This is a genomic window from Stutzerimonas zhaodongensis (assembly GCF_003696365.1).
Classification (GTDB): Bacteria; Pseudomonadota; Gammaproteobacteria; order Pseudomonadales; family Pseudomonadaceae; genus Stutzerimonas; species Stutzerimonas zhaodongensis.
Genome location: NZ_RFFM01000004.1, coordinates 164,743 through 182,280 on the forward strand (window position 1 = coordinate 164,743; position 17,538 = coordinate 182,280).

A 17,538-nucleotide genomic window follows, 5' to 3' on the forward strand; every position below is an offset into this window, starting at 1 on the left:
GGAGAGAATGAACCTTAAGCGCGCTCCTCCACTATCAGCAATCACATCGGGCTGGGCGCATCCGGTGCGGTCAACGCTAGCCCGAGCTGGACGCGGCGACGCAGCCAGGGGCTTGGACGATAACGCGGCTCATGGCCATAGCAGGTTTGCATCCCCTCCAGAATGGCGAGAATACGCACCGGGTTGTAGTGTTCGGCAAAGCCCAGCGGCCCTTTCGGATATCCCAGAGCAACCGTGACGGCCCGATCAATCGTCTCTGGCGAGGCAATGCCCTTTTGGGCGATCTCGCAACCCAGATTCACGATGCTGGCCACAATGCGCTGGCTTACAAAACCTGGGGAATCATTGATCACCTCAACCGGCACACCGTCGGCGCCCAGCGCCTGTCGCGCCTGGGCTTCCAGGGCTGGATCGAGTGCGGGCTGGCGCATCAGCACCCGGCGCTTATCGAGATCACTGAACGTATCGAAAGCGATGGTGCGGACCGCCGGCAGCCCCAGGCGCTCGATGCAATTGCTGGCGTCTTCGCCCAGCGGCGTGATCAGGCAGATCGCCTTCTGCGAGGGCTCAGCACCCTCTTCAAGCTCGGCACCCGCTTGCCGCAGTACCGAACCGACTACGGCGCGTAGTGCTGGATCGAGGCTATCGAGCCAGAACGGCCGATCGATAGTCACAGGCTCGAAACGGGACTCTGGCGAGCGGATCTGCTGGCCGTCTTCGTAACGGTAGAAGCCCTGTCCGGTCTTGCGTCCGAGCAACCCTGCTGCAACCCGCTGCGCGGCAAGGTACGACGGCGTGTAGCGCGGATCGTAATAGAACTGGTCATGCACCGACTCCATCACCGCATGGGAAATGTCCAATCCAGTCAGATCGAACAGCTCGAAAGGCCCCATCCGAAATCCGGGACCATCGCGCAGGATGCGATCGATCTGCTCCGGCGTGGCGATGCCCTCGCTGAGAATTCGCTGCGCCTCGGTGCCATAGGCGCGACCAGCATGGTTGACCAGAAAACCGGGGGTATCCGGCGTAATGGCCGGGAAGTGCCCAGCATGCTCGGCCAGCTGCACCAGCCGCTCGATCACCGCGGGATCCGTACGCTCGCCCCGCACTACTTCGACGAGCTTCATCAACGTCACGGGGTTAAAGAAGTGGAAGCCAGCCACCCGCTCCGGGTGAGCACAGGCGCTGGCGATACGGGTGACCGATAGCGATGAGGTGTTGGTCGCGAGGACGGCATCTGAGGCGATCAAACCCTCCAACTCGACGAACAGGCTTTGCTTGGCCTCGAGGTTTTCGACGATCGCTTCAATCAGCAAGTCGCAACCGGACAGATCTGCCAGCTCGTGGGCAGGCTGCATCCGCTCCAGTGTTGCCGCCAGCTCAGCTGAACTCAAACGGCCTTTGGCCACGCTGCGCTCTAGCAACTGACGATTGAATTGGAGGGCTTGTTCGATGGCTTCCGGTCGGCTGTCGTAAAGCCAGACCTGCTGTCCGGCGCTGGCGAACAACTGAGCGATGCCACGCCCCATGGCGCCAGCGCCAATGATGCCGATACGGGAAAACATAGGAACCTCCTCAATGATGGCGTTGCGACGGTATTGGTCTTATTCTTCATTTCGCAGTGCGAAATAGCATTCCACCTACATTGACCAAGAGCCTAAAGACTGCCAGTCTCCTTAGCAAGCCATCCGCGACCGACCGCCATGCCCACCCCAGACTATTCGTCCGCGCAACTGCAGCAGGTCCATGCCTCCGTCACCGGCTTCTTTCAAGATATCGGCTGCGAGCTGACAGCCTACGGGTCCGAGCACGCCACGCTCGCCCTGGAGCTGTTACCCCGGCATCTGAACAACGCCAGCAACATGCACGGCGGGGTCATGGCAACCTTGATGGATGTCGCCATGGGGCTGTGCGGCACCTGGGAGCCCGACCCGGCTGAACGGCGCGTAGCCACTACCCTGTCGATGAACATCAACTTCAGCAAAGCCGCCGTGGCGGGCAGCCGCGTCAGGGCAGTCGCCCGATGCCGTTCGTCCGGCCACAAGGTGTTCATGGCCAGCTGTGATCTGCTGGATGAAAAGGACCGATTGATCGCGTTCGGCGAAGGCGTTTTCAAACGTGGTGCCCTGCGCCGTGAACTGCCCGCTTAAATGACTGCATTATTGCCGCTGGCTCTGCTGTTCGAGCTATTGGCGCTCATCACCCGAGTCCAGCCACTGAGTGTCATCAGCGGCGCCCTGCTGTGCATCTTTTTCATCTGGCATTGGCGCTCGCTGATGCCCTATCCACGACGACTCGGCGTAATCACCCTGGCGCTCCTTGGGTACTGGCTATTGTCTGGGGAGGCGAACTGGCAACAGGCCTCGCGCATGCTGTCGTCCGCGGCCTATTACGCCGCCTTCATCGGCGCACTCGGCCTGATGCACTGCTTGGTCAAGCGCCTGCACCAGCTCAGCGAGCTGCATCGTCTGCTGCTCGCCGGCCCACGGACATGGCTCTATCCCGGCTACCTGATGAGTACCTTCGCGATCAGCTCGGTGCTTAGTTTCGGCATGCTCAACCTGATCTGCGGCTCGCTGGAACGTCACATCGAAGGTCGCCCTTACAACGAGACTCAACGGCGCGAGGGGCGTCGCGGCGTTATGGTCACGGCATTGCGCGGCTTTGCACTGGTGCCCCTGTTGGCACCCACGAGCGTTGCGGTAGCCATCCTGACGCGTGAATTACCTGGCCTGAGCTGGAGTGCGCTGCTGCCATTCGGCTTGCTTGGCGGCTGCGTTTTGCTGCTGTTCGGCTGGGCTACCGAGAACCGCCGTCTGCAGCAGCTGCTCGATCATCCACCTGGCGAGGGGGGCCCGGATCCGCATCCCCCGGCTGAAAGCCTGCGAGGGCTCTTTCTCGGAAGCCTGATCGGAATCGGGTTGATCGCCCTGCTGGCGGCACTCACTTGGCTGTCGGCGACTCAGGCTGCCATGCTCCTGGTGCCCCTCGCCGTGATCGTGATCCTGCTCTGGCAGCGCAATGCGCCACCGCAGGTATTTCGAGAGGTCAGCGAAACACTCATCGGCATGCGCAACGAGACATTCATCTTCGCCAGCTCGGCCCTGCTCGCCGGGTTGGTCTCAGCGATACTGCCGGTGCATCACCTGGCCGAACATCTGGGCAGTACGCCGCTTGTGCTGTTTTGCCTGGGGACCTTTGGCGCACTTGCTGTAATGGGCCTGGCACTGCTGGGCGTCGCACCGTTGATATCTCTCAATCTCTGTGCCGCTTTGCTCGCGCAGCTGGCGAGCCAGGGTCTGGAGGTGATGCAGCCCGCCGTGGCCCTTCTGTTCGGGTTTTCCCTGGCGATGCTGCTGTCGCCCTATGGACCGTCTGCATTATTACTGGCGCGCCATGCGCAGTTGTCGCCGTGGCGGATTGCGGTAGGCTGGAACGGCCGCTTTGTACTCAGCGTACTGCTGCCACTGCTGCTCATACCACTGCTGGCGTAGCCTCACATCCAGCCATATTCGGCCATCGACAGTGGCTCACCATCGCCGACGATGAAATGATCGAGTACCCGCACGTCTATAAGCGCCAGGGCATCGCTGAGTTTGCGGGTCAGCTGCCGATCCGCCTGGCTCGGCTCAGCCACACCGGACGGATGATTATGCGTGAGGATGACGGCTGCAGCGTTCTGTGCCAGCGCGCGCTTGACCACCTGGCGCGGATACACGCTGGCGCCGTCGATAGTCCCGTGGAAGAGCACCTCGAATGCGAGTACCCGATGCCTGGAATCAAGGAACAGGCAGGCAAAGAGTTCGTGCGGCTCATGTCGCAAGCGGGCCTTTAGGTAGTCACGCACCGCCTGGGGGCTTTCCAACGCGGAATCACGGCGAATGCGCTCGGCGAGATGTCGTCGCGCCATTTCCAATACCGCCTGGAGCTGGGCGAACTTCGCCGGCCCCAACCCCAGATGACTGCTGAATTGCGCCAGGTCGCTTTCCAGCAGCGCGCGCAAGCTGCCGAATTCACTGAGAAGAAGCCGAGCCAGGTCCACCGCGCTCTTGCCTGTCACCCCGGTGCGCAGAAAAATCGCCAGCAACTCAGCGTCAGACAGCGCCGCCGCACCTTGTTCCAAAAGCTTTTCCCGCGGTCGTTCTGCCGCCGGCCAGTCACGAATGCTCATGCTCTCTCCTTGTTGAGCGTGCCCTATTTCCCTGTGGGCCCTGTGCTATCTTAGCGGCCTTTTGTCCAGGGTCACCGGCTACGGCCGGAACCAGTTCTCACCTCGTTACAAGGCAGGCCTATGCAGCGGCTCTATCGTAAACGCATCGTCCTGGGCGTCGGCGGCGGCATCGCCGCTTACAAGAGTGCCGAGCTGGTGCGTCGGCTCCGTGACCAGGGAGCCGAGGTTCGTGTGGTCATGACCAGCGGCGGTCGCGAATTCATCACGCCACTGACGCTCCAGGCACTGTCCGGGCATCCCGTCCACCTGGATCTGCTCGACCCGGCGGCCGAAGCTGCGATGGGTCATATTGAATTGGCTCGCTGGGCCGACCTCGTCGTGATCGCCCCTGCTACTGCCGATCTCATGGCACGCCTGGCTCAGGGCGTCGCCAATGACCTGCTCACGACCCTGGTCCTGGCGACCAATGCGCCGGTCGCGCTGGCGCCGGCGATGAATCAGGCCATGTGGGCCGACCCCGCCACTCAGGCCAACCGTGCGCTCCTGCAACAACGAGGCATCCGCATGTTCGGCCCAGCCTCTGGCAGCCAGGCATGCGGTGATGTCGGTATGGGCAGAATGCTGGAGGCAGACGATCTGGCTCAAGCTGCTGCCGATTGCTTCGAGCGCAGCCTGCTGACCGGCAAACATCTGTTGATAACCGCCGGCCCCACTCAGGAAAACATCGACCCGGTCCGCTATATCACCAACCACAGTTCGGGAAAGATGGGCTTTGCACTCGCCGAAGCTGCAGCCGAAGCCGGCGCCCGGGTGACACTGGTAGCGGGTCCTGTGTTCTTGCCAACGCCCGACAGGGTTCATCGAATCGATGTGGTCAGCGCTCGCGACATGCTCACCGCCTGCGAAGCGGCAATGCCCTGCGACTTGTTTATCGCCGCTGCCGCCGTTGCCGATTACCGCCCGGAAGTGGTCGCGCCCCACAAGTTGAAGAAAGATCCCGGCAGCGATGACGGTCTACTTTTGCAGATGGTGCGCAATCCCGACATTCTTGCCACGCTGGCCGGACGCGCAGATCGGCCGTTCAGTGTCGGCTTCGCCGCCGAAACGGAGAACCTGCTGGAATACGCCACTCGCAAGCTGCGCGACAAGAATCTCGACCTGATCGTGGCCAACGATGTGGCAAACCCGAGCATTGGCTTCAACAGCGAAGAAAACGCTGTCACCGTGATTGACCGCCAGCAGCACGAAACCCGCTTCAGCCAGGCGAGCAAGGGCCATATCGCCCGCCAGCTGATCGCCTTCATCGCCGACCGTTACCATCAGGCCTGACCATCATGCACAAGCTCCAAGCCAAGATTCTCGACCCACGCCTCGGCCAGGACTTTCCTCTGCCCGACTACGCCACCAGCGGCTCCGCTGGACTCGACCTGCGCGCAATGCTGCAAGCTGACGCAACGCTCGAACCCGGCCAAACGCTGCTGATCCCGACCGGGCTTTCGATTCATATCGCCGACCCAAGCCTGGCAGCGCTGGTGCTTCCTCGCTCAGGCCTGGGCCACAAGCACGGAATCGTGCTTGGCAATCTGGTCGGTTTGATCGATTCCGACTACCAAGGGGAGCTGATGGTGTCCTGCTGGAACCGCGGCCAGACCAGCTTCACCATCGCTGTAGGCGAGCGCATCGCGCAGTTGATGCTGGTTCCCGTGATCCAGGCGCAGTTCGAACTGGTCAGCGAGTTCGACAACAGCGAGCGCGGCGCCGGCGGCTTCGGCCATTCAGGTAGCCATTGAGGCACATCTCGTTTTTTCAGGATGATCGAGGAGCTCCATGAAACTCTTCAAACGCACGGCCAAGGACGACGGTGTTCTCAACCCCGCCGACACCCACTCGACACCAGCCCGTCGCAGCAATGGCCTCAAGATGCTGATGCCCGGCTTGCTTCCGGGCTTGCTGGGGCTTGTCGCGGCCGGCGTACTGCTCGGGATCGCCTACCAGTCCAGTCAACAACAGCACGCAACCGAACTCGCCGAGGCATGGGGCCAGAGCCAGGCCTCAGCGGTCGATCAAGCCTTGCGCCAGCTCGCTGAAGACACCCAGGCGGCCGCCCGGGACCCACAGTTGCTGGACGCCCTTCGCAGCGAGCAACCTGGACAGATGCGCGCTGCCGAGCGTGAGCTGGGCTACCGCGACGGCGTCGTTGACGTGCATATCAGTGCACGCGGCCAGGCGCGACAGAACCCGGACCGCCCAGGCCCATTGAACTTTGCTGCTCTGGACTTGCTACAACGTGCAGAAAACGGCACTGCGCCGCCACCCGAGGCGTTCAAGGTGGGTGATCGCTGGCTTTTATATAGCGCCGTGGCATTGCGTCGGAATTCGCAGCAACCGGTCGAAGGCACACTATTGCTGGTGACCACTCTGGAGCGCTTCCTCTCCACACTGCCCGCACTCCCCGCCGACGCCGGCCAGCTTCGCCTGGTACAACAATTCAGCAATGCGCCTGCGCAGACACTCGTGCAACGAGGCGCGACCACAGCACCCGGCGAGGCCGTAGCGCTGCCCTCCGCCAATCCGAACTGGAAACTCAGCTTCGTGCCGAATTCGTCGGCAAGCACCGCGACATTGTCTCCGCTGCTAATGCTCGCCGCTGCGCTGGCCGCACTGGGAGGTCTATGCCTAGGTTTGCAGACCGTGCTCGGAGCCCAGCAGCGCCGACTTCGCGAAGATGTCATGCATTTGGGCCGCATGGTGCAGGAACTCTCCACGGGCAAGACCATCAAAACACCGACCTTGAGCCTGCCAGCACTTGATGCGCTGGCCAAGAGTCTGGCCAGACTGCCGCTGCGAGCGCCCGTAACGGCGCCGGCCAAAGCTGCGGCTGCACCACAGCCAGCGGTCCGGCAAGTACCATCCACCGAGTACGTCGATCCCCTGTTCCAGGACACCGATATTCTCGACATCGACATTCTCGACGAGGACCAGGACTGGCTTGGCCTCGACACCAAGGAGCGAGAAACCGCAATGAGCGCCCCCAAAGCCCCGCAATTGCCTGCGAGCATCTTTCGCGCCTACGACATCCGTGGCGTTGTCGGCGATACCCTGACCAACGAAACTGCTTATTGGATTGGCCGCGCAGTCGGCTCCGAGAGCATTGCTCAAGGCGAGCCGAACGTGTCGGTAGGCCGAGACGGGCGCCTGTCGGGTCCTGAACTGGTTCAGCATCTGATCCAGGGCCTGGTGGACAGCGGCTGCACCGTGAGCGACGTCGGCATGGTCCCTACGCCGGTGCTCTACTATGCAGCGAACGTGCTGGCCGGCAAATCGGGCGTGATGCTCACCGGAAGTCACAATCCACCTGACTATAACGGCTTCAAGATCGTGATCGCGGGCGACACCCTTGCCAACGAACAGATACAGAGGCTACGCCAGCGCATCGAGACCGGCGATCTTTCCGAGGGCGTTGGCCAGGCTGAACCGGTCGACGTGCTGGAAAGTTACTTCAAGCGCATCCGCGAAGACATCGCACTGGCCAAGCCGTTGAAGGTGGTGGTCGATTGCGGGAACGGCGTAGCCGGCGTGATCGCGCCGCAACTGATCGAAGCACTGGGCTGCAAGGTCATCCCGCTGTTCTGCGATGTGGATGGCAACTTCCCCAACCATCACCCGGACCCGGGCAAGCTGGAGAACCTTGAAGACCTGATCGCCAAGGTCAAGTCCGAGAACGCCGACCTGGGCCTGGCCTTCGATGGCGATGGCGACCGCGTCGGCGTGGTAACCAACGCGGGCACGGTGGTCTTCCCTGATCGCCTGCTGATGCTGTTCGCCAAGGATGTAGTGTCGCGCAACCCGGGCGCCGACATCATCTTCGATGTCAAATGCACCCGCCGCCTGACGCCTTTGATCAGCGGCTATGGTGGCCGCCCAGTAATGTGGAAAACCGGTCACTCGCTGATCAAGAAAAAAATGAAAGAGACCGGTGCGCTGCTCGCAGGCGAGATGAGTGGACACATCTTCTTCAAGGAACGTTGGTACGGCTTCGACGACGGCATCTATAGCGCCGTTCGCCTGCTGGAAATTCTCAGTCAGGACAAGCGCAATGCCGAACAAGTATTTGCCGCTTTCCCCAATGACATCTCGACGCCGGAAATCAACATTCAGGTAACCGAGGAAAGCAAGTTCACCATCATCGAAGCATTGCACCGCGACGCCCATTGGGGAGAAGCCAACATCACCACCCTGGACGGCGTGCGGGTCGATTATCCGAAAGGCTGGGGTCTGGTGCGCGCATCGAACACCACGCCGGTGCTGGTATTGCGATTCGAAGCGGAGACCGAGGAAGAGCTCAAGCGGATACAGGAAGTCTTCCGCGCGCAGCTTTATACTGTTGCGCCCGATCTCACCCTGCCGTTCTGACTTGCGGAGCCTTGCATGACCCTCAGCCGTGAAGCTGCCACCCAATTCGCTCAGGTTCTGTCTGAAGCGTTGCCCTACATCCGCCGTTTCGTCGGCAAGACGCTGGTCATCAAGTACGGCGGCAACGCGATGGAAAGCGAGGAGCTGAAAACCGGCTTCGCCCGCGACATCGTGCTGATGAAAGCAGTGGGCATCAATCCGGTGGTGGTGCACGGCGGCGGGCCACAGATCGGTGACCTGCTCAAGCGTCTGAATATCGAAAGCCACTTCATCGACGGCATGCGGGTGACCGACAGCCAGACCATGGACGTGGTGGAGATGGTGCTGGGTGGCCAGGTCAACAAGAGCATTGTCAGCCTGATCAACCAGCACGGCGGCAGCGCCATTGGCCTGACCGGCAAGGACGCGAAGCTGATTCGCGCCAAGAAGCTCAAGGCCACGCGGCAGACACCCGAGATGACTTCACCGGAAATCATCGACATCGGTCATGTCGGCGAAGTTACAGGCGTCAATACCGAACTGTTGGAAATGCTGGTGCGCGGCAACTTCATTCCGGTCATCGCCCCAATCGGCGTTGGGCCGGACGGTGAGTCGTACAACATCAACGCCGACCTTGTAGCGGGGAAAGTTGCAGAAGCCTTGAGGGCAGAGAAACTGATGCTGCTGACCAACATCGCCGGCTTGATGGACAAACAAGGCCAGGTCCTGACCGGACTGACCACAGCGCAGGTGGACGATCTGATCGCTGACGGCACCATCTACGGCGGTATGCTGCCCAAGATTCGCTGCGCCCTAGAGGCAGTACAAGGTGGCGTACACAGCGCGCACATCATTGATGGCCGCGTCCCGAATGCCGTACTTCTTGAAATCTTCACGGATATAGGTGTCGGTACGCTGATCACCAACCGCAGGTAGGTCGGCCGTAAACAAGAAACCCAGCACTTGGACACAGGTGCTGGGTTTTTTAATGCATCACTGAGACTGGCCTAGCAGCTCTCCGACTCGCTGATGTTCACGGGCAAAACTGCTTTCAGCTTGCTTACGCGCTTGCCTGTAGCGCTCGATATCCCGCCGCAGGCTAGCCTGCTCCTTGCTGAGGTTATCGATCTGGGTCACGAGTTGTTCGGGCACTGTGCGACCGGCGCGCTCATGGCCTGCGGCCTGACTTTGAAGATTTGCCTGCTGCGTACGCAAGGATTGCAGATTCCCGCGCGTGATTCCGATAACGCTATCGAGCTCCGAGAGCTTGCGCACCTTGGCTCGCTCGACATCTTCGACACTGGCATACAGACGCAGCAGTTGAGCATCCGACGTGGCGCGCGCTTGCGCCTCGAGCAACCGCTGGCGTTCTTCCGGCGTAGGCGCAGGTGGCACTACACGGGTCACGCGGCCCTGAGCGTTGAGAACCTCATACCCCTTGCCGATATGCTGCGGCGGAACGCCTTGACGATTGAGCACCACGACGCCCTTGTCATCGACGTAGCGATACAGCTCAGCCTGCACCGCTGCTGCCCCCAACATCCCCAACAGCAGCAGTAACCCGCTCCCTATTCGCATCTTCCTGCCTTTTCGTTTTCAGTGTGCCCGGCACAGCGCACCGAAACGCCTGATATTTTTATGTCGAGCACTGCGCGTATTTACAAACCTTAGCTCTGCGTTCAGCAATAAGCACACCAACTGACGAGTCCAGCCTTGGCTCGTCTCAAGGTATTCCCATAACCTCTGCCAGAGCAGCGCTTTGAGGCTCTCGCGGTATGCTGCGCTACTTCGTGGCAGCTAATGGTCCTAACCGCCCCAAAATGTCAGTAGCTGACAAACCAGAGTTCAGCGTTACACAACGACTCGCCGGAGAAGGCTTTCAATCAGGCTGAGCGGCTGCAGATGACACTCAAAGTCAAATCCCGTATTGGTCGCGATACGCCATGACTGCCGGCAAATGCTGACGAAGCTGCTCATCCTCTGCCAGGAAATCCAGGACCTGCGTCAGCGACACGATGCTCACCACAGGCATGCCGTAATCACGCTCCACTTCCTGGATAGCTGATAGCTCACCCTGACCGCGCTCCTGTCGGTTCAGCGCAATAAGCACGCCCGCAGCCTCGGCGCCTTGGGCGCGAATGATCTGCATGACTTCGCGAATGGCCGTGCCGGCCGTGATCACATCGTCCACGATCAGCACGCGCCCATTGAGCGGGGAGCCTACCAGCGTGCCGCCCTCGCCATGATCTTTAGCCTCTTTGCGATTAAAGCACCAGGGCAAATCACGGTCGTGGTTTTCGGCAAGGGAAATTGCCGTTGCCGCTGCCAGCGGGATGCCCTTGTATGCAGGTCCGAAGATCACATCGAAATCGATCCCACTGTCCATGACCGCAGCGGCGTAGAACCGTCCGAGCTGAGCCAAAGCCGAACCGCTATTGAACAGTCCCGCGTTGAAAAAATAAGGGCTGGTACGGCCCGATTTCAAAGTGAACTCACCGAAGCGCAGAACCCCGCGTTCGATGGCGAAGCGAATGAAGTCGCGCTGGTACGCCTGCATGAAGAATATTCCCGGAAGACACTGGCTTAGCTAATTGCAAAGAGCTTGGGTTATCATACACGCACGTGTTTTTAGGGGCCATTTATGCGGATCATCAGCGTCAACGTGAATGGCATTCAAGCGGCGGCACAGCGGGGTCTTCTCAGCTGGTTGCAAGCGCAGAATGCCGATGTCATCTGCTTGCAGGACACCCGTGCCTCCGCAGTTGAACTTGACGATCCCGCTTACCAGCTCGACGGGTATTTCCTCTACAGCGTCGACGCGGAAATTCCTGAACAGGGCGGCGTCGCTCTGTACTCGCGGCTCCAGCCGAAAGCCGTGATCATGGGTCTAGGCTTCGAGACTGCCGACCGCTATGGCCGCTATCTTCAGGCCGATTTCGACAAGGTCAGCATTGCAAGTCTGCTCCTGCCTACCGGCCGCGGCGGGGACGAAGATCTGAACCAGAAATTCAAGTTCATGGACGACTTCGCCCACTATCTGGACAAGCAGCGCCGCAAACGCCGTGAATACATCTATTGCGGCTCGTTGTACGTCGCCCATCAGAAGCTGGACGTGAAGAACTGGCGCGACTGCCAGCAGGCCACAGGCTTTCTCGCCCCAGAGCGCGCATGGCTGGACGAGATATTCGGCAACATGGGTTACATCGATGCCCTGCGCGAAGTCAGCCGCGAGGGTGACCTATACAGCTGGTGGCCGGACACCGAACAGGCTCAAATGCTGAACCTGGGCTGGCGCTTCGATTACCAGATCCTCACATCAGGCATGCGCCGCTTCGTGCGCAACGCGCGCCTGCCGCGGCAGCCTCGCTTCTCTCAGCACGCACCTCTTGTCGTGGACTACGACTGGACATTGAGCCTGTAAGGGCAAACTTCTGCCCACTCGCTGACTCATAGCCCTCGCGCAACCTTGCAATAAGAGCCGTAGCTGGCAGTTACTTCACGAGCCGCCAGCAGAATGGATACCGGTAAGGCTTGCCTTCATTGGCGCGGATGCCGGCGATTACCACCAGCACCAACGCGACCACACTGATCAGTGCCATCAGTGGAAAGCCAATCAGTATCCAGGCCAGCGCACCGCAGATCATCAGCAAAATACTGAAGGTGATCTGGAAATTCAGCGCTTCCTTGCCTTGCTCGTCAACGAAGGGATCCATGTCCTTCTTGAGCTGCCAGACGATCAGCGGCCCCAACACGTTGCCGATCATTGGCATGAGAAACCAGAAGAACGCCGAGTAGTGACAGAACATGGCCCACTGGCGCGCTTGCGCAGAGGGTTGAGGAATAAGTTCTTGATCAGCCATGGCGTTCTCCTTTTTCAGTCAGCCAGCGCAGCGGTTTGCAGGGCGAACAGCTCGTTCATGCCGCCCTGTGCGAGTGCGAGCATGGCGTTCAGCTCATCGGGCTGGAAAGGCGCGCCCTCTGCAGTGCCCTGTATTTCAATGAAGCCGCCAGCACTGGTCATCACCACGTTCAAATCGGTTTCTGCCGCAGAATCTTCCAGGTAGTCCAGGTCGAGCACGGGCTCACCCTGATAAATACCCACCGAAACTGCCGCCACCATCTGCTTGAGCGGATCACCACCCTTCAACCCGCCCCGCTTCTTCATTAGCTTCAAGGCATCTGCCAACGCAACCATTGAACCGGTTATCGAAGCCGTACGGGTACCGCCGTCAGCTTGAATCACATCGCAGTCGATGTAGATGGTGTTCTCGCCCAACTTGCTCATGTCCAGCGAAGCGCGCAGTGAACGGCCTATCAAACGCTGGATCTCCAACGTTCGGCCACCCTGTTTGCCGCGACTGGCTTCTCGCTGATTACGATCGCCTGTCGCACGAGGCAACATGCCGTACTCGGCTGTCAGCCAACCTTGACCCTGCCCTTTGAGGAAGCGAGGTACGCCATTCTCGACGCTGGCGGTGCAGATCACCTTGGTGTCACCGAACTCCACCAGCACTGAACCTTCGGCGTGCTTGGTGTAGTTGCGCGTGATGCGGATGGAACGCAGCTGATCGGCGGCGCGGCCACTGGGTCGCTTCATGAGGCTTGTCCTGCTTATGGGAAATGAACGGCGACCATTATAGAGCGCAGTAACGTCACAACGGCCACCGCCGAGCTAAATGGCGCCGCGCTTCGTCTATCACCTTGGCGGTGCGGGCTTAAAGGTGCCGGGTCGACTGGCGGGCGCAACACAGAGGTTTTTCCTTTACAATCCTTCGCCTTTCGCACCGCACTGAGGGCTTCCCAATGATCCACAGCATGACCGCTTTCGCGCGTGCCGAGCAGGCTGTCGATAACGGCACCCTCAGCTGGGAAATCCGCTCGGTGAACCATCGTTATCTTGAGCCACACCTGCGTCTTCCGGATGCGTTCCGGGAGCTGGAAGGAGCCACTCGCGAAGCGCTACGCAAGGGCCTATCGCGGGGCAAAGTGGAATGCACCCTGCGCTTCGCGGAAGACTCCGCGGGCCGCTCGATGCAAGTGGACAACGAGCGCGCCAGCCAGTTGATCGCCGCCGCTGAAAGCGTCGCTGCGCTGATCAAGCAGCCGGCGCCGCTCAATCCGCTCGAGATCCTCGCCTGGCCAGGGGTCCTGGTGGGTGACTCGGCCGATCCGCAGACGCTCAACACCGCAGCCCTGCAGTTGTTTCTCACGGCGCTGACGGAAATGAAGGCGGGACGGCTCCGCGAAGGCGAAGAACTTGCGCGTCTGATCAACGAGCGCCTCGACTTGATCGCCGATGAGACCGCCACGCTACGCGCCCAAGTTCCGCACATGCTCGCTGCCCAGCGTCAGAAGATCCTCGATCGTTGTGCAGAGATGCGCGTCGAACTCGACCCGCAGCGCCTCGAGCAGGAAATCGTGATGCTTGCACAGAAGAGCGATGTGGCCGAGGAGCTTGACCGCCTCAGCACCCATGTCAGCGAAGTGCGACGGGTGCTCAAGTCAGGCGGCGCCGCCGGACGGCGACTCGACTTCCTCATGCAGGAGCTCAATCGAGAAGCCAATACCCTGGGCTCCAAGGCATTCGATACGCGCAGCACCCAGGCCGCGGTCAACCTCAAGGTGCTCATCGAGCAGATGCGCGAACAGGTCCAGAACATCGAATAGCAACTACGCTTGGCTATGGTGAATAGACGCCCGCCAGGCATAACTCAGCAATCGTACAGAGAATCACATGTCAGCCTCTACCGGCACGCTCTACATCGTTTCTGCACCTTCCGGGGCGGGCAAAACGAGCTTGGTCAAGGCCCTGCTCGATGCGCAACCGCAGGTTCGGGTCTCGGTTTCCCATACGACACGCCCAATGCGTCCGGGTGAGGTAGACGGGGTCAACTACCATTTCGTCAGCCGCGAAGAATTCCTACAGCGTTTGGAACACAATGAGTTTCTCGAGCACGCTGAAGTGTTCGGCAACCTGTACGGCACGTCGCAGCGCTGGGTCGAACAAACGCTTGAGGAAGGCTACGACCTGATCCTGGAGATCGACTGGCAGGGCGCGCAGCAGGTGCGCCGCCTGATGCCCCAAGCGAAATCCATTTTCATCCTGCCTCCGACCCAGGAGGCGCTTCGTCAGCGCCTGACCAATCGCGGCCAGGACAGCGATGAGGTGATTGAAAAGCGCATGCAGGAAGCGGTTAGCGAAATGACGCACTTCGTCGAGTATGACTATCTTGTGATCAACGATGACTTCGCCCACGCCCTGATCGATCTGCAGGCGATCTTTCGCGCCAATCAGCTTTTGCAGACCTCACAGCAGCAACGATTTCAGCACCTGCTGGAGCAGCTACTCGCCTGAGTGCAGCCGCTCAGGTTCTTGCCCGTGGCTTTCGTATTGCACGAGCGGACTGATTCATGGGTAGCCTTCCGGCGCGGAAACGTTTTACCGCTTCCCTATTGGCTGGTGATTTTTTAGACTATCCCGTCCGCTCGCCCATTCGGGCACGCTTTACCGCTATTGATGAGGAACACCATGGCCCGCGTTACCGTTGAAGACTGTCTGGACAACGTAGATAACCGCTTCGAGCTGGTCATGCTCGCTACCAAGCGCTCGCGCCAACTGGCCACCGGTGGCAAAGAGCCCAAGGTAGCCTGGGAAAATGACAAGCCAACCGTTGTTGCCCTTCGTGAAATCGCCTCCGGCCTGGTGGACTACGACGTCATCGCCCAGGACGAAATCGTTGACGACGAACCGCTGTTCGTACAATACGAGGAAGAGCCGAACGAGGCCCTCTGACTAAATGCCAGGTCGAAGTCGAACCGCAGACATAGCGCCGCGCCAGCAGGGAGAATCTCCTTGCCAGCCATAGACGCTCTTGCCGATCGCCTGTCGACCTACCTCGGCGCTGACCAGGTCAATCTGGTCCGCCGTGCCTATTTCTACGCCGAGCAGGCCCACGACGGCCAGCGTCGACGCAGCGGTGAAGCCTACGTCACCCACCCCCTCGCAGTAGCCAATATCCTCGCCGACATGCACATGGACCATCAGAGCCTGATGGCCGCGATGCTGCATGACGTCATCGAAGACACCGGCATTGCCAAGGAAGCACTGACCGCTCAGTTCGGTGAAACCGTCGCCGAACTGGTGGACGGCGTCAGCAAGCTGACCCAGATGAAGTTCGAAACCAAGGCAGAAGCCCAGGCCGAGAACTTTCAGAAGATGGCCATGGCAATGGCCCGCGACATTCGCGTGATCCTGGTCAAGCTCGCTGATCGTCTGCACAACATGCGCACCCTCGAGGTACTCGCCGGCGAAAAACGCCGGCGCATCGCCAAGGAAACCCTGGAAATCTACGCGCCCATCGCCAACCGGCTGGGCATGCATGCCATGCGCATCGAATTCGAGGACCTGGGATTCAAGGCGATGCACCCCATGCGATCGGAGCGCATCCGCGCAGCAGTTCGCCGCGCGCGAGGGAACCGCAACGAGATCGTCGAGAAGATCGAACAGTCGCTCATCCACTGCCTGGAGCGTGACGGACTGCAAGGTGAGGTAGTCGGGCGAGAAAAGCACCTCTACAGCATCTACAAGAAGATGCGCGGCAAGCGTAAGGCGTTCAACGAGATCATGGATGTCTACGCCTTCCGCATCGTCGTTGACAAGGTCGATACCTGTTATCGCGTGCTCGGCGCGGTGCACAGCCTCTACAAACCGCTGCCTGGTCGCTTCAAGGATTACATCGCGATCCCCAAGGCCAACGGCTACCAGTCCCTGCACACCACGTTGTTCGGCATGCACGGCGTGCCCATCGAGATCCAGATTCGCACCCGTGAAATGGAGGAGATGGCAAATAACGGCATCGCCGCGCACTGGCTCTACAAATCCAACGGCGAGGAGACGCCTAAAGGCACTCACGCGCGGGCCAGGCAATGGGTCAAGGGCGTGCTTGAGCTGCAGGAGCGCGCCGGTAACTCGCTGGAATTCATCGAAAGCGTCAAGATCGACCTGTTCCCGGACGAGGTCTACGTTTTCACCCCAAAGGGCAGCATCATGGAGTTGCCCAAGGGCTCGACGGCGGTGGACTTCGCTTATGCGGTCCATACGGATGTCGGCAACACCTGCATCGCCTGTCGCGTCAATCGGCGCCTGGCGCCGCTGTCCCAGGCGCTTGAAAGTGGCTGCACAGTTGAAATTGTCACAGCCCCTGGTGCTCGCCCGAATCCCGCCTGGCTGAACTTCGTGGTCACCGGCAAGGCGCGAACGCACATTCGCCACGCGTTGAAGCTTCAGCGGCGCTCGGAGTCGATCAACCTCGGCGAGCGCCTGCTGAACAAGGTGCTCACCGGGTTCGAAACAAGCCTGGACAAGGTCTCGCAAGAGCGCATCCAGGCGGTGCTCAACGAGTACCACATGGAGGTCATCGAGGATCTTCTCGAAGACATCGGCCTTGGCAATCGGATGGCCTATGTCATCGCCCGGCGCCTTCTGGCCAGTGAAGGCGAACAGGCACCGAGCGCCGAAGGTCCGCTGGCCATCCGCGGCACCGAAGGCCTGGTGCTGAACTACGCCAAATGCTGCACCCCGATTCCTGGCGACCCTATCGTGGGGCATCTTTCCGCCGGCAAGGGCATGGTCGTGCACCTCGACACCTGCAGGAACATCGCCGATGTCCGCCACAATCCGGACAAGTGCATACAGCTGTCCTGGTCCAAGGACGTCACCGGCGAATTCAATGTAGAGCTACGCGTCGAACTGGAACACCAGCGTGGTCTGATCGCACTGCTTGCCGGGAGCGTCAATGCAGCTGACGGCAATATCGAAAAGATCGGTATGGACGAGCGCGATGGCCGCATCAGCGTTGTCCAGTTGGTAGTGAGCGTGCATGACCGCGTGCATCTGGCCCGCGTGATCAAGAAGCTACGGGCGATCAAGGGCGTCATGCGTATCACCCGGATGAAAGCCTAGTTCCGACAACGAT

At 60.3% G+C, this 17,538-nt stretch carries 17 protein-coding genes; 11 read left to right on the plus strand and 6 right to left on the minus strand.

All coding sequences use genetic code 11. The features are described 5' to 3' along the window. Nucleotides 1-41 precede the first annotated feature (41 nt). The gene (locus tag EA797_RS16480) at nucleotides 42-1,565 is read right to left on the minus strand and encodes a 3-hydroxyacyl-CoA dehydrogenase (protein WP_122167151.1); all 1,524 of its coding nucleotides are present in this window, start codon (nucleotides 1,563-1,565) and stop codon (nucleotides 42-44) included. Between the two features lie 138 nt (nucleotides 1,566-1,703). Between EA797_RS16480 and EA797_RS16485 the strand changes: the two genes are divergently transcribed. Together EA797_RS16485 and EA797_RS16490 are read left to right on the plus strand one after the other, a co-directional pair. Continuing rightward, nucleotides 1,704-2,150 (plus strand): PaaI family thioesterase, encoded by a 447-nt coding sequence (locus EA797_RS16485; protein ID WP_122167153.1) that lies wholly within the window; start codon nucleotides 1,704-1,706, stop codon nucleotides 2,148-2,150. Continuing rightward, nucleotides 2,151-3,494, plus strand: a complete 1,344-nt coding sequence (locus EA797_RS16490; RefSeq protein WP_122167155.1) for a hypothetical protein — start codon at nucleotides 2,151-2,153, stop codon at nucleotides 3,492-3,494. Between the two features lie 2 nt (nucleotides 3,495-3,496). On the opposite strand, the gene radC is transcribed toward EA797_RS16490, so the two are convergent. Beyond that, nucleotides 3,497-4,171, minus strand: coding sequence for a RadC family protein (gene radC, locus EA797_RS16495; RefSeq protein WP_122167157.1), 675 nt, complete (start codon nucleotides 4,169-4,171; stop codon nucleotides 3,497-3,499). Between the two features lie 120 nt (nucleotides 4,172-4,291). Between radC and coaBC the strand changes: the two genes are divergently transcribed. The 4 genes from coaBC (at nucleotide 4,292) to argB (ending at nucleotide 9,499) form a co-directional block, all read left to right on the plus strand. After that, nucleotides 4,292-5,500, plus strand: a complete 1,209-nt coding sequence (gene coaBC, locus EA797_RS16500) for a bifunctional phosphopantothenoylcysteine decarboxylase/phosphopantothenate--cysteine ligase CoaBC (RefSeq protein ID WP_122167159.1) — start codon at nucleotides 4,292-4,294, stop codon at nucleotides 5,498-5,500. Nucleotides 5,501-5,505: 5 nt separating this feature from the next. Beyond that, nucleotides 5,506-5,961 (plus strand): dUTP diphosphatase, encoded by a 456-nt coding sequence (gene dut / locus EA797_RS16505; protein WP_122167161.1) that lies wholly within the window; start codon nucleotides 5,506-5,508, stop codon nucleotides 5,959-5,961. 1,231 nt (nucleotides 5,962-7,192) lie between these two features. Further along, nucleotides 7,193-8,584, plus strand: coding sequence for a phosphomannomutase/phosphoglucomutase (gene algC / locus EA797_RS21895; protein ID WP_208644466.1), 1,392 nt, complete (start codon nucleotides 7,193-7,195; stop codon nucleotides 8,582-8,584). A gap of 15 nt (nucleotides 8,585-8,599) precedes the next feature. Beyond that, complete coding sequence (gene argB, locus EA797_RS16515; protein ID WP_122167165.1) at nucleotides 8,600-9,499, plus strand: acetylglutamate kinase; 900 nt, start codon at nucleotides 8,600-8,602, stop codon at nucleotides 9,497-9,499. 57 nt (nucleotides 9,500-9,556) lie between these two features. Here argB and EA797_RS16520 read toward each other — a convergent pair whose 3' ends face one another. Together EA797_RS16520 and pyrE are read right to left on the minus strand one after the other, a co-directional pair. Next, on the minus strand, nucleotides 9,557-10,141 hold the full coding sequence (locus EA797_RS16520) for a DUF4124 domain-containing protein (protein ID WP_122167167.1): 585 nt from the start codon (nucleotides 10,139-10,141) through the stop codon (nucleotides 9,557-9,559). Between the two features lie 337 nt (nucleotides 10,142-10,478). After that, complete coding sequence (pyrE, locus tag EA797_RS16525; protein WP_122167169.1) at nucleotides 10,479-11,120, minus strand: orotate phosphoribosyltransferase; 642 nt, start codon at nucleotides 11,118-11,120, stop codon at nucleotides 10,479-10,481. Between the two features lie 84 nt (nucleotides 11,121-11,204). Here pyrE and EA797_RS16530 point away from each other — a divergent pair, with 84 nt between their 5' ends. After that, nucleotides 11,205-11,984, plus strand: coding sequence for an exodeoxyribonuclease III (locus EA797_RS16530; RefSeq protein WP_122167171.1), 780 nt, complete (start codon nucleotides 11,205-11,207; stop codon nucleotides 11,982-11,984). 70 nt (nucleotides 11,985-12,054) lie between these two features. Here EA797_RS16530 and EA797_RS16535 read toward each other — a convergent pair whose 3' ends face one another. Both EA797_RS16535 and rph read right to left on the minus strand, forming a co-directional pair. After that, the gene (locus EA797_RS16535) at nucleotides 12,055-12,423 is read right to left on the minus strand and encodes a DUF4870 domain-containing protein (protein ID WP_122167173.1); all 369 of its coding nucleotides are present in this window, start codon (nucleotides 12,421-12,423) and stop codon (nucleotides 12,055-12,057) included. 14 nt (nucleotides 12,424-12,437) lie between these two features. Further along, a complete protein-coding gene (gene rph / locus EA797_RS16540) occupies nucleotides 12,438-13,160 on the minus strand; it encodes a ribonuclease PH (RefSeq protein WP_122167175.1) in 723 nt (240 codons plus the stop codon). Nucleotides 13,161-13,366: 206 nt separating this feature from the next. On the opposite strand from rph, the gene EA797_RS16545 reads away from it, so the two are divergent. From EA797_RS16545 to spoT, 4 genes are all read left to right on the plus strand, one after another. Next, entirely contained in the window at nucleotides 13,367-14,230 is an 864-nt protein-coding gene (locus EA797_RS16545) for a YicC/YloC family endoribonuclease (RefSeq protein ID WP_122167177.1), read from the plus strand. A 67-nt stretch (nucleotides 14,231-14,297) separates the two neighbouring features. After that, nucleotides 14,298-14,918 carry a guanylate kinase gene (gene gmk, locus EA797_RS16550; protein ID WP_122167179.1) on the plus strand — a complete coding sequence of 207 codons (621 nt, stop codon included), beginning with the start codon at nucleotides 14,298-14,300 and terminating at the stop codon, nucleotides 14,916-14,918. Nucleotides 14,919-15,092: 174 nt separating this feature from the next. Next, nucleotides 15,093-15,356 (plus strand): DNA-directed RNA polymerase subunit omega, encoded by a 264-nt coding sequence (rpoZ, locus tag EA797_RS16555; protein WP_045431137.1) that lies wholly within the window; start codon nucleotides 15,093-15,095, stop codon nucleotides 15,354-15,356. A gap of 60 nt (nucleotides 15,357-15,416) precedes the next feature. Next, the gene (gene spoT / locus EA797_RS16560) at nucleotides 15,417-17,525 is read left to right on the plus strand and encodes a bifunctional GTP diphosphokinase/guanosine-3',5'-bis pyrophosphate 3'-pyrophosphohydrolase (RefSeq protein WP_122167181.1); all 2,109 of its coding nucleotides are present in this window, start codon (nucleotides 15,417-15,419) and stop codon (nucleotides 17,523-17,525) included. Nucleotides 17,526-17,538: the final 13 nt, after the last annotated feature.